At 54.5% G+C, this 12,585-nt stretch carries 8 protein-coding genes; 6 read left to right on the forward strand and 2 right to left on the reverse strand.

The features are described from left to right. Positions 1 to 15 precede the first annotated feature (15 nt). The 6 genes from KNO85_RS01995 to KNO85_RS02020 are packed head-to-tail and all read left to right on the forward strand — an operon-like array spanning position 16 to position 8,778. On the forward strand, positions 16 to 2,004 hold the full coding sequence (locus KNO85_RS01995) for a beta-galactosidase (RefSeq protein WP_214786482.1): 1,989 nt from the start codon (positions 16 to 18) through the stop codon (positions 2,002 to 2,004). Next, positions 2,001 to 4,067, forward strand: a complete 2,067-nt coding sequence (locus KNO85_RS02000) for an alpha-galactosidase (RefSeq protein ID WP_214786484.1) — start codon at positions 2,001 to 2,003, stop codon at positions 4,065 to 4,067. Before KNO85_RS01995 ends, KNO85_RS02000 begins: the two co-directional genes overlap by 4 nt. Positions 4,068 to 4,089: 22 nt before the next feature. Continuing rightward, the gene (locus tag KNO85_RS02005; protein ID WP_376777993.1) at positions 4,090 to 5,274 is read left to right on the forward strand and encodes a galactokinase; all 1,185 of its coding nucleotides are present in this window, start codon (positions 4,090 to 4,092) and stop codon (positions 5,272 to 5,274) included. Next, positions 5,271 to 6,275: a UDP-glucose 4-epimerase GalE gene (galE, locus tag KNO85_RS02010; protein ID WP_214786486.1), complete on the forward strand. Its 1,005-nt coding sequence runs from the start codon at positions 5,271 to 5,273 to the stop codon at positions 6,273 to 6,275. Before KNO85_RS02005 ends, galE begins: the two co-directional genes overlap by 4 nt. Further along, the gene (locus tag KNO85_RS02015) at positions 6,272 to 7,801 is read left to right on the forward strand and encodes a UDP-glucose--hexose-1-phosphate uridylyltransferase (protein ID WP_214786488.1); all 1,530 of its coding nucleotides are present in this window, start codon (positions 6,272 to 6,274) and stop codon (positions 7,799 to 7,801) included. The genes galE and KNO85_RS02015 overlap by 4 nt, the downstream gene beginning before the upstream one ends. Positions 7,802 to 7,815: 14 nt before the next feature. Further along, on the forward strand, positions 7,816 to 8,778 hold the full coding sequence (locus tag KNO85_RS02020) for an aldose epimerase family protein (RefSeq protein ID WP_214786490.1): 963 nt from the start codon (positions 7,816 to 7,818) through the stop codon (positions 8,776 to 8,778). A 150-nt stretch (positions 8,779 to 8,928) separates the two neighbouring features. Here the strand turns inward: KNO85_RS02020 and KNO85_RS02025 are convergent, their stop codons facing one another. Both KNO85_RS02025 and KNO85_RS02030 read right to left on the reverse strand, forming a co-directional pair. Next, positions 8,929 to 10,380 (reverse strand): 6-phospho-beta-glucosidase, encoded by a 1,452-nt coding sequence (locus tag KNO85_RS02025; RefSeq protein WP_214786491.1) that lies wholly within the window; start codon positions 10,378 to 10,380, stop codon positions 8,929 to 8,931. A 43-nt stretch (positions 10,381 to 10,423) separates the two neighbouring features. Beyond that, the gene (locus tag KNO85_RS02030; protein WP_214786492.1) at positions 10,424 to 12,325 is read right to left on the reverse strand and encodes a beta-glucoside-specific PTS transporter subunit IIABC; all 1,902 of its coding nucleotides are present in this window, start codon (positions 12,323 to 12,325) and stop codon (positions 10,424 to 10,426) included. Between the last annotated feature and the right edge of the window lie 260 nt (positions 12,326 to 12,585).

Below are 12,585 nucleotides of genomic sequence, written 5' to 3' on the forward strand. Positions count from 1 at the left end.
ATTGAGGTGAACAGCATGTATTTAGGAGTAGATTACTATCCAGAACAGACGGACCGTGCGCTTTGGAACGAGGACGTCCGCTTGATGAAAGAACTCGGCGTCAACGTCATCCGTATGGCTGAATTCGCATGGACGATGATGGAACCTGCCGACGGCGAGTTCGACTTCTCATTTTGGGACGAGGTCGTCGAGACGTTCGGTGAACACTTTGACATCGTCCTCGGCACGCCGACGGCGACACCGCCCGCATGGCTCATCGAGAAGTGTCCGGAAATCCTCCCGGTGACGAAAGATGGCGTCCGCATCAGCTTCGGTGCCCGTCGTCACTATACGGTCAACAGCCCGATTTATCGGGAGTACTGTGAACGCATCACCCGCAAGATGGCGGAACGGTACGGTCGTCATCCACGTGTCATCGGCTGGCAGACGGACAACGAGTATGGACATGAACAGTCGGACCGCTCGTACGGCGACGTCGACCAAGTGGCGTTCCAGGCATGGCTAAAAGAACGCTACGAGACGCTCGACGCGCTCAACGCGGCTTGGGGGACCGTCTTCTGGAGCCATACATATACGGCATGGACACAGATTCCGGTCCCTCGCACCGTGTTCCAAGAACATAACCCGTCACTCCTCGTCGATTTCGACCGCTTCTGTTCGGATGCGTATCGCTCGTTCAACAAGCTCCAAGTCGACACGCTCCGTCCGCTCATCCACGAGGACGCGTTCATCACGCATAACCTCGTCTATAGCGACATGGCGATCAATCAGCAACAGATGGCCCAAGACCTCGACTACGTCTCGTTCGACAACTATCCGGTTTGGGGCGGGTTGCCAGAACCGAACCGTTTCGAGAAAACGGCGCACGACCACGACCTGTGCCGTTCGTCGAAACAAGGCAAAGGATTCTGGGTGATGGAACAGTTGAGCGGGGCCCAAGGATGGAGCCGCATCGGTTACTTACCACGACCAGGCCATATCCGTCTCTGGACACATCAGGCCGTCGCCCGTGGCGCCGAGGCGATCGTCTATTTCCGATTCCGCGCCGCGGACTTCGGGACGGAGGAGTTCTGTCACGGCATCATCGATCATGACGGGAAGCCGAAACGGAAATTCGAAGAAGTGAAGCACGTCATGTCGGAGCTTCACGCACATGGCGACATGATTAACGCGGCTACGTACAAGTCAGACGTAGCGGTCTATTTCGACCAAGAGAACCTATGGGCGTGGACGCACCAACCGCATTCGGATGCGTTCAACTTCAAGCAAGAGTTCGTCCGCTTCTACGGCGCGGCCGTCCGTCAAGGTGTCAACACGGACATCGTCTTCCCAGGGGACGCGCTCGACTCGTATAAGCTCGTCATTGTCCCACTCTATTTCCTCGGGAATGACGTGTTCGACGAGACGCTCATCGACTATATCGAGAACGGTGGGAACGTCATCTTCACCTACCGCACAGGAGTGAAGGACCCGATTAACCGTTGTCATAACCTCACGCTCCCTGGCAAATTCGCCGAATACGCCGGGATTGAGATCGACGAGTACGAGAGCTTACAAACCGTCCAGTCGAACGAAGTCCGGCTCGGGGACCAAGTGTCTGAGGCGAACATCTGGTGCGACTTGATCACGCCAAAGGGTGCCGAAGTGTTAGCGACTTACGGGCAGGCGTTCTATAAAGGGACGGCAGCGATCACACGCCATACGTACAAAGGCGACGTGACGTATATCGGCTCATCGGTCGACGATGCGATGCTCGACACGGTCTATCATGAGGCGCTCACACGCGCCGGGATTGACGCGAACCGACTCCCGGACGATGTCGAGAAAGTCGACCGTCACGGGGACGGGCAGTTGATCCGCTTCTATATGAACCATTCGACGGAGGTCACGTCATCCGTCGAACTCGATGGCACGTGGCAGACGCTTGACGGAGAGACGATGACTGGCACGCTCGAACTCGAACCACTCGCGGTCTTCCTATTGAAACAGGAGGTGGGGGCATGATCGTTCGTCACGACAATCGGTTCGCCCTCATCGGGACGAATCTCACATACGTGTTCGATGTCGATGCACGCGGTCGTCTCGTCCATCAGTATCTTGGCGGACGTCTGCATGAATCGGACATCACCGAACTGCCTGACGCGCGTGTGTTGCACTCGTCGTTCGAGACGCCTGAAGGGGTGGCCGCTTACGAGTTCAGCTCGTTCGGCGATCTCGTCTATACGGAATCGACGTTGAAGAGTCATACGTCGACGGAACGGTTGCATGCCTTTTCACTCGGTGATGCGCGAATCGATGGAGAGACGCTCGAACTCGATTTGGTCGATTCGATCCAGTCGCTTCACGTGACGCTCCAGTTCACGCTTCATCCGGCGTACGACATCATCGCCCGCAAGATGACGGTCACGGCAGGCGAGACGGTGACGCTCGAGAGCGCGCAGTCGTTCAGTCTCGGACTCATTGAGCGCGACATGCGACTCAGCCATTTCAGCGGGGCGTGGACGAGCGAGTTCCAGCTCCAACAAGGTCCGCTCCTCCCAGGCAAGAAGACGATCGAGAGTCGTCGTGGGTTGACGAGCCACCAAAGCAATCCGTGGTTCGCACTCGACAGTGACGCGACGGAGACAGATGGGGAAGTCGTTTACGGCTTCCTCGGTCACTCTGGCAACTGGGCGATCCATTTCGAGAAAGACCAGTTTGGCTTCACACAAGTGACGGGTGGGATCAATCCGTTCGACTTTGCGAAGACGCTTCAAGCGGGGGAATCGTTCACGACGCCACCGGCCTATATCGGCTATACGCAACGTGGGTTCGGTGGCATGAGCCAGAACGCTCACGACTTTGAGCGCGACGTCATCATGCCGGAAACGACACGTGACGTATTGCGTCCGGTCCTATACAACTCGTGGGAGGCGACCTATTTCGATGTCAGCGAGGACGGACAGAAACGTCTCGTCGACGAGGCGGCTGCGATCGGCTGCGAGTTGTTCGTCGTCGATGACGGTTGGTTCGGCGAACGTCACTCGGACGCAGCCGGACTCGGGGATTGGCATGTCAACACGACGAAGTTCCCGAACGGGCTCGACCCGCTCGTCCGCTACGTCGAGGAGAAAGGTCTTCAGTTCGGGCTATGGGTCGAACCGGAGATGGTCAACCCGGATTCTGACCTGTATCGGGCTCATCCGGAATGGATTTACTATACGGACGGACGCCCGTCGACGACGTCGCGGAACCAGTTCGTCCTGAACCTCGCCTTGCCTGAGGTCGAGGCGCATGTGACAAAATGGCTCGACGAGTTACTCGAACGTCACGCGATCCGTTATATCAAGTGGGACATGAACCGCGCCTTCTCAGAACCGGACAGTCCGCACTTAGGTGACGCAAAAGAACTGTGGCTCCGTCACGCGGAAGCTGTGTATCGTATCCTCGACACGTTGCGGGAGAAACATCCGGACGTCGCGTTCGAGTCATGCGCCGGTGGCGGTGGACGGATTGACCTCGGTGTCCTCTCGCGCGTCGAGCAAGTCTGGACGAGCGACAACACGGACGCACTCGATCGCCTCACGATTCAAGAAGGTTTCTCATACGCCTATAACGTCAAGATGATGAGCTGCTGGGTGACGGACGCGCCGAACTGGTTGAACAACCGTTCGTTGCCGCTCGCTTACCGGTTCGTCAGTGCGATGCAAGGCACGCTCGGCATCGGTGGCAACCTGCTCGAGTGGACGAAAGAAGAACTGGCGGAAGCGAAAGAGTGGATTGCGACGTATAAGACGATCCGTGCGATTGTGCAACACGGGACGAGTCATCGTCTCGCCTCGCTCAAACGGGATGGCTTTCACGCCGTCGGCTATACGGATGGCGAAGACTATGTCGTCCTCGTCAACGCCGACCGACGCCAATATGGGAAGAACCGCTTGCGCGTGAAACTTCGCGGGCTTGACCCGGAACGGACGTACGAACTAGAAGGGCGCCGCGTGAGCGGACGCTATTTGATGGAACAAGGCATAAACCTCACACAACAAACAGACTATGACGCATATTGCCTGGTCATCCACCCGGCATGAGCGATGGAAGGGATGAAGCCGCATGCTTTCATTTGACATGGAACAGCTGAGACAACAATTCGAGGAGGTATTCGCCGCACCAGCGGATCGGTCGTTCTTCGCGCCGGGCCGCATCAACTTGATCGGCGAGCACACCGACTATAACGGGGGGCACGTCTTCCCGTGTGCAATCACGTTCGGGACGTACGGTCTCGTGAAAAAACGCGAGGACGACGTGATTCGTGTCTACTCGCTCAACTTTGAAGAGGTCGGCATCGTCACGTTCCCGGTGACGGACGATGCGTATGAGGCGAGCCACGATTGGGCGAACTACGTGAAAGGGGTCGTCACGCTTCTTCGTAAAGACGGACACGACATCAATGGGTTCGACTTTCTTCTCGCGGGCAATATCCCGAACGGGGCGGGTCTCTCGTCATCGGCCTCCCTCGAACTCGTGACGGCTTATATGTTAAATGAAGTGTACGGTCTCGGTCTCGAACGGCTTGACCTTGTCCGGCTCGGGCAACGGGTCGAGAACACGTTCATCGGCGTCAACAGTGGCATCATGGACCAGTTCGCCATCGGGATGGGCAAGGCCGAACAGGCGATGCTCCTCGATTGTGAGACGCTCCATCATGACTATGCGCCGATCTCGCTCGACGGGTACGACATCGTCATCATGAACACGAACAAACGTCGGGAACTCGCCGACTCGAAATATAACGAACGTCGACGCGAATGCGACACGGCGCTCGGGTTGATTCAACCCAAACACGAGGTGGACGCTCTCGGACAGTTGTCGATGGATGCGTTCGAACAGGTCGCGATTGACTTGCCGGAGACACTTCGCAAACGGGCACGTCATGCCGTCTCGGAGAACGAGCGGACGAAACTCGCTTACACCGCCCTGCAGGAAGGACGCCTTGAGACGTTCGGTCAGTTGATGAACGCCTCGCACGCCTCGCTCCGGGACGATTACGAAGTGACTGGTCTTGAACTCGACACGCTCGTCGCAGCCGCGCAAGGCTGTGACGGTGTCATCGGTGCCCGCATGACAGGTGCTGGATTCGGTGGCTGTGCCATCGCCATCGTCCGTCAAGACAAGACGGAAGCGATGATTCAAGAGACGTCGGACCGTTATGTGGCGACAATTGGCTATGCGCCGACGTGTTACATCGCCTCGGTCGGGGACGGTGTCCGAGAACTCGTAGAGGAGGAAGTGAAATGAGTGTACTCGTTGTTGGCGGTGCCGGATATATCGGTTCGCACGCCGTTCGTGCCTTGTTGAAAGAAGGGGAAGACGTCGTCATCCTCGACAATCTGCAGACAGGACATGTCGAGTCGATTCCGCACGATGTCCGTTTTTATGTAGGCGACTTGCGTGACCGCGCGTTCGTGAAAGACGTGTTTGTAAAAGAGACGATCACGGACGTCCTCCATTTCGCGGCGAATTCGCTTGTCGGCGAATCGATGACGGACCCGCTCGCCTACTATGACAATAACGTTTTCGGAACACAGATCCTTCTCGAGACGATGCGCGATACCGGGGTGAAGCGCATCGTCTTCTCCTCGACGGCTGCGACGTACGGGGACCAGACGGTCATGCCGATCGATGAGACGGCGCTCACGAATCCGACGAATACGTACGGGGCGACGAAGCTTGCGATGGAGTCGATGATTCGCTGGTGTGACCAGGCGCATGGGATTCGCTCGGTCGCACTCCGTTACTTCAACGTCGCCGGCGCGATTGCGACCGGTGAGATCGGTGAAGACCATGACCCGGAGACGCATCTCGTCCCAATAGTCCTTCAAGTGGCGAACGGGCAGCGTGACGCGATCACCGTGTTCGGTGACGACTATGCGACAGAAGACGGGACGTGTATTCGCGACTACATTCACGTCCAAGACCTCGTCGACGCGCACATATTAGCGCTCCGTTATTTACGAGAAGACGGTGCGAGTGACGTCTTCAACCTCGGGACGGCGAACGGTCTATCGGTGCTCGAAATCATTGAGGCGGCACGCCGCGTGACGGGACATGACATCCCGGTCCGACTCGGGGAACGCCGTGCCGGCGACCCGGCCAAATTGATCGCCTCGTCTGAGAAGGCGAGACGCATCCTCGGATGGACACCGACCCGTTCAGACGTCGAGACGATTTTGACGGACGCATGGAACTGGCATGCGACCCATCCGTTCGGTTATCAGGTGAAAGAGGTGAGACGATGATCGACGTGACGATTGAGGCACTCGTTGAGGCGGCGATTCGTGCAGAGCTCATTGATGAGCAGGACCGTATCTATTCGCGGAACCGTGTGCTCGCAAAACTGAACAAGCTTGATTTTGATGTCCCACGTTTTGTGTCGGAGATGCAGATCCCTGAGTTGCTCGAGCAATTGGTCGCGTATGCGGTGGAGACGAACATCATCGAGCCAATCCTTGAGGAAAAAGACCGTTTCATGGCAGAAATCATGGATATCTTCGTCTCGAAGCCGTCGGAAGTGACACGTCGTTTCAATGAACTCCGCGAGACGGACGTCACAGCGGCGACGGACTATTTCTATCGGATGAGCCAGGCGTCAAACTATATCCAGACGCGGCGAATCGCGAACAACATCACGTACAAGGCACCGACCCGCTACGGCACGCTCGACATCACAATCAACTTGTCGAAGCCGGAGAAGGACCCACGTGAGATCGCACTCGCCCGGACACAACCGACGCCGACGTCGAACTATCCGAAAGGACTGCTCGCGATTGAGAACGAAGGATACGGCGGTCACTTGAAGCACCCGGCGCGTGCGAACCATCGCATCATCCCGCTCACACTCGGCGGACAGCCGTGGTCGTTCCAATATTCACCGTATCTGTACTACAATGAGCACTCGATTTTACTGTCGAACGAGGTGCGGGACATGGTCATCGATCGGGGCGCGTTCGAGCGTCTGCTCGACTTCATCACGCAGTTCCCGCACTACTTCGCCGGGTCGAACGCGGACTTGCCGATTGTCGGAGGCTCGATTTTGACGCACGACCATTACCAGGCCGGCCGCTACCGCTTTGCGATGGATGATGCGCGAGTCGTCTCGACCTATCGCTCGGAGCGCTATGACCAAGTCGACATCGAGACGCTCTACTGGCCGCTCTCGGTCGTCCGTCTCCGATCCCGTCAAAAAGAGCAGCTCGTCATGTTGGCGAACCAGTTGCTCGGCTATTGGCGCGACTATGAGGATGAATTGAGTGAGGTCATCCCGTATACAGATGGCGTCCCGCATAACACGGTCACGCCGATCGCGAGAAGACGGGACGGGAAGTATGAGCTCGACCTCGTCCTTCGGAACAATCGGACGAGCGAGGCGCATCCGGACGGGATTTTCCATCCGCATGCTGACGTTCACCATATCAAGCGTGAGAATATCGGTTTGATTGAAGTGATGGGGCTCGCCGTCTTACCGGCACGCCTGAAGGCGGAACTCGAACAAGTCGTCCGTTATGTGGCGGGCGAGGATGTCGAAGTCGAAGCGATGCATCAGGAATGGGCCGATACGTTACGGAAGAAAGCGGGCGAGCCGAAAATGATTGTCGATCAGGCAGTCGTCGACAAGTTCGTGAAAGGACTCGAGGACGCCGGTGTCTTCAAACAGACGGAGACGGGGCAGGAACAGTTTGATGCGTTCGTCCGTTCGCTCCTCGGTCATGTCGATAAAGTGGAGTACGGAACACCAAGGTCGGGAATGAGAGAGAAAACGAACTAAAGGTGGTTGTACGAGTGAAACAAGCGACGATTCAAAACACCAACGGCATGAAACTATCCGCCATCGATTACGGCTGTGCGATGACGGAACTGACGGCCCCGGACCGGGACGGCAAATTAGACTCGGTCATCTTAAAATACGGGGACGTCTCTCAATACTTAGAAAACCCGGTCTATCTCGGATCGGTCGTCGGGCGGATTGCCGGACGAATCCGTGACGCGGAGATTGATGGCGTCGCCTTGACCCCAAGCGAGGCGCCCCATCATATCCACGGTGGTGACAAAGGCATCACGGCCCGTCACTGGGAGATGGATGCCGACGATCAGTGTATCCAGTTCACGTATGTGAGCCCGGACGGGGAGGAAGGGTATCCCGGGAACGTCTTCTTCAAAGTGCTATACGAACTGACGGATGACAATGAACTGATTGTCACGATGACGGCGGAGACGGACCAACTGACGTGGGTCAACCTGAACCATCACAACTACTTCAATCTCGGAGGGCGCCCGACTATCCACGACCATGAGCTGACGCTACCAGCTGATTCGGTCGGGGTGCTCGATACGGAGTCGCTGCCGACTGGGGAGTTGCGTGATGTGAGTGGGACCCCGTTTGACTTCCGAGACGGGAAAGCGGTAAGAGAGGCGCTCGCGTCGGGAGACGAGGCGATTGAACGGGCTGGTGGACTCGATCACCCATTCATCTTGAAGGACGGGGAGACGAGGCTGCATGACCCGGTGAGCGGACGGACGATGACGGTCGAGACGAATCAACCGGTCATGGTCGTCTATACGGGCAACTTCCTCAGTGAAGAGACACCGGTGACGCTCAGTGGTCGACAAAAACATAGCGCGATTTGTCTTGAGGCACAGGCGTTCCCGGACGCCCCGAACCATCCAGACATCGCGACCTCGATCGAACTGAAACCGGGTGAGCTGTATCACTCTCGGACAGTGTATCGGTTTGGGGTGAAGTGAAGAACTCAAAAGACACTCACTTATGCTTAAATTCAGCATAAGTGAGTGTCTTTTTTTACTGTGGTAGAAATTAAGATATTCAAGTGATAAGAGGAAAATCAAAATACTAGAGTTACGACAAATATTTTATCAAATTCTAGAGTTTTCTCATTATCTAGTCTTAACAGGATATGTCACTTCTGCCCCATTCGTCGCAATCACTTGCTTGTACCAATCAAAGCTTTTTTTCTTCGACCGAGTGAGCGTTCCATTGCCTTCGTTATCTTTATCGACATAGATGAAGCCATACCGTTTCTTCATCTCGCCGGTCGATGCACTCACCAGATCAATCGGACCCCAGCTCGTGTAGCCGATGATGTCGACACCGTCCTTAATGGCCTCGTGCATCTGTTCGATGTGTTTCGTCATATAGTCAATTCGATAATCGTCTTCAACATATCCGTCCGCATCCGGTGTGTCGACCGCACCAAGTCCGTTCTCGACGACGAACAATGGTTTTTGGTAGCGATCGTACAATTGGTTCGCCGTGATTCGGAAACCGGTCGGATCAATTGTCCAGCCCCATTCCGATTTCTCGAGGAACGGGTTCTCGAGCGAGCTGAAAATATTACCTTCAGTCGACTGGTTAATCTCTGGATCTGTGCTCGTCGTTCGGCTCGCGTAATAGCTAAAGCCGATATAGTCGACGGTATGCTCTTTTAACAGTTCGAGGTCGCCGTCTTCCATGCGAAGCGTGATACCTTGTTCTTCTAAATAGCGTTTCGCATACCCTGGATACTCCCCACGTGACTGGACGTCGATGAAGAAAAACGATTCACGGTCCTTGTCCATCGCATCCAACACATCATTCGGATTACAGGAATATGCATACGTTTGACCGGCAGCAAGCATACAACCGACCTGTAGCTCCGGATTGATGGCATGTGCTGCTTTTACTGCTTTTGCACTTGCGACGAGCTGATGGTGTGCCGCCTGATATTTCACTTGTTGTTTGTCTTCACCATCCTCGAATACGATTCCCGCACCGATAAATGGTAAGTGTAACAGCATATTGATTTCATTGAATGTCATCCAATACTTCACCTTGCTATTGTAGCGGGTGAAGAGGGTGGTCGCATACGTCTCGAAGAAATCGACAACACGACGATTACGCCAACTTCCATAGTTTTTAATGAGGCTGACGGGCACGTCGAAGTGCGCAATCGTCACGACTGGCTCAATCCCATGCTTCAACAATTCATCAAAGACGTCATCGTAGAATTGCAATCCTTCCTCGTTCGGTTCCGCGTCACCTCCGTTCGGGAAGATACGTGACCACGCGATTGAGAGACGAAGGGCCTTGAATCCCATCTCGGCAAATAGCGCGATATCCTCTTTATAACGATGATAGAAGTCGATTGCCTCGTGTGATGGATAGAACTCACCGGGCACCGGCTCCAAAGAAGTTAACTCTCCGAACATGACATCAAAGCGTTTCTTCCCGGTTGGCAACAAGTCGACCGTCGTCAGCCCTTTGCCACCTTCTAAGTAAGCACCTTCCGCTTGGTTTGCGGCAATCGCGCCGCCCCATAAAAATCCTTTTGGAAAACTCATCAAATCCATCCCTTCTATGATAGGGGAGGAAAAATTCCTCCCGCTTGATTGATTAAATGCTGAAAATCGGATCACCCGTCTGGACGTGTGATGTCTGATTCGGTGAAATTACCTTTCGGTTCGTGACAATCACAGGTGTCGTCAACACGCGACCGGAATGCTTAATGGCTTCCATGTCGAATTCAATCAATAGTTGACCCTTTTCGACAAACTCACCTTGTGTGACATGCGCTTTGAAATGCTTCCCTTCTAGTTGAACGGTATCCATACCGATATGGATAAGGATCTCAGCTCCTGATTCCGTAGTGATTCCGATGGCATGATGCGTCGGGAATAGGGCAGACACCGTACCCGAAACCGGGGCGACGAGCTTGCCTTCCGTCGGTTCGATGGCGACGCCTTGACCGAGCGAGCCGGACGAGAAGGCGACGTCTGAGAGATCTTTTAAACGGACGACAGTTCCTTTGAGCGGGCTGACGATTTGTTCTTGACCGACTGTTGTCGCGGATACTTCTTTGGCGACCGGAGTGACTTCTGGTTGTGGTGTCGCAGCGGCTGATTTATTGACGCCACCGAAGAGGTACGTCAAAACGAATCCAACAATGAAGGCAACGGCCGTTCCAATCAGTGAACCATAGAAACCGGTCGTGATTCCTTCAGGTGAGATGTTCGAAGGGTAACCGAAGACACCGAGACCCCCGATGATATAGACTTGTGTGCCCATGATTCCCATGATTCCACCACCGACAGCACCACCGATACAACTCATGATGAACGGTTTCTTGAGCGGAAGCGTCACCCCGTAAATGGCAGGTTCCGTGACCCCGAAGATCCCTGAGATAAAAGCTGGGATACTGAGTGTCTTGATTTTCTGATTTTTAATTTTCAAGAAGATAGCGAGTACAGCCCCGATTTGAGCGAACGAAGCGGCAAAGATGAGAGCGAGCACTGGATCCGAACCGAGAGACGTCAAGTTGTTGATCGCGACCGGAACAAGCCCCCAGTGAAGACCGAAGATGACGAAAACTTGCCAGAGACCACCAAGGAAGATTCCGGCGATAAGCGGGCTCAAATTGTAAACGGCGACCGTTGCACTACCGAGCAACATACCTGCCCATGTCGCAATCGGTCCAATCAAGATGAACGTGAGCGGCACGATGATGAGCAACGTCAATAAAGGAACGATAAACATTTTGATGACGTCTGGAATGACCGTCTTCAAGAACTTCTCGAGCTTCGCTGCGAAGAATGCCGCAATGATGATCGGGATGACGGACGTCGAGTACGTCATCAAGATGACCGGGATTCCAAGGAACGTGATGTGAACCGGAGACTCAAACATTGTTCCGGAGAAGACGGTGTAGAGCGGGTCACCGGCTGTGAGTGTCGAGAGTGTCGGATAAACAAGTGACGCCCCGATTGCCATTCCGATGAACGGACTGCCTCCGAATTTTTTAATGGCCGTATAGCCAAGGAAGATCGGGAAGAAGTAGAACAACGAGTCCCCAATCGCATTCAACAGTTGATACGTGCCGGATGTATTATCGAGCCAACCGACGGCGACGAAGAGGGCGTTGAATCCTTTGATCATCCCGGTCGCGGCCAAGACCCCGAGGACAGGAGTGAAAATGCTAGAGATGATATCGATGAATCTGCTGAACAGGGACCCTTGTGGTGCACCTTCTTCTTCGACCGGTGATTGGTTTTGGAATCCACCTACTTCGACGACCGCTTTATACACGTCTGGGACGTGGTTGCCGATGACGACCTGATACTGACCGCCGCTCTTCATAACGGTGACGACACCGTCCATATTTTTGATGGCTTCTGTGTTAGCCTTGCTTTCGTCTTTCAATTTGAAACGCAAACGTGTGATACAGTGGACGACGCTGTTTACGTTCTCTTTGCCGCCGACTTGCTGGATAATGTCGCGTGCGAGCTGTTCATACTTCATGTCCGTTCCCTACCTTTTCCATTAGATTTTTGGTTTGCGTCAAATAAAAAACCTGACCCGTGTCAAATGAAGAGCGTGAAATCACGTCATTCATCTGACTCGAGTCAGGTTATGCCCACTAAAGGTAACATTCCTGCGCAGGAGACCGTTCAGTTGTTATTTGATAATTGAAATGTAGCATGAGTGAAATCGAAATGTCAACGCTTACATTTATATATTTTTCGTGACTTTCAACAAATATATGTAGCGTGTATGGGCAG

This window comes from Exiguobacterium sp. s124 (assembly GCF_018617485.1).
GTDB lineage: Bacteria > Bacillota > Bacilli > Exiguobacteriales > Exiguobacteriaceae > Exiguobacterium > Exiguobacterium aestuarii.

Excerpts from the sequence above, each read along its gene's own strand:
- KNO85_RS02015 (WP_214786488.1), top strand. The coding sequence starts at position 6,272 with ATGATCGACGTGACGATTGAGGCACTCGTTGAGGCGGCGATTCGTGCA.
- KNO85_RS02000 (WP_214786484.1), top strand. The coding sequence starts at position 2,001 with ATGATCGTTCGTCACGACAATCGGTTCGCCCTCATCGGGACGAATCTC.
- KNO85_RS02030 (WP_214786492.1), bottom strand. The coding sequence starts at position 12,325 with ATGAAGTATGAACAGCTCGCACGCGACATTATCCAGCAAGTCGGCGGC.
- KNO85_RS02005 (WP_376777993.1), top strand. The coding sequence starts at position 4,090 with ATGCTTTCATTTGACATGGAACAGCTGAGACAACAATTCGAGGAGGTA.
- galE (WP_214786486.1), top strand. The coding sequence starts at position 5,271 with ATGAGTGTACTCGTTGTTGGCGGTGCCGGATATATCGGTTCGCACGCC.
- KNO85_RS01995 (WP_214786482.1), top strand. The coding sequence starts at position 16 with ATGTATTTAGGAGTAGATTACTATCCAGAACAGACGGACCGTGCGCTT.
- KNO85_RS02025 (WP_214786491.1), bottom strand. The coding sequence starts at position 10,380 with ATGGATTTGATGAGTTTTCCAAAAGGATTTTTATGGGGCGGCGCGATT.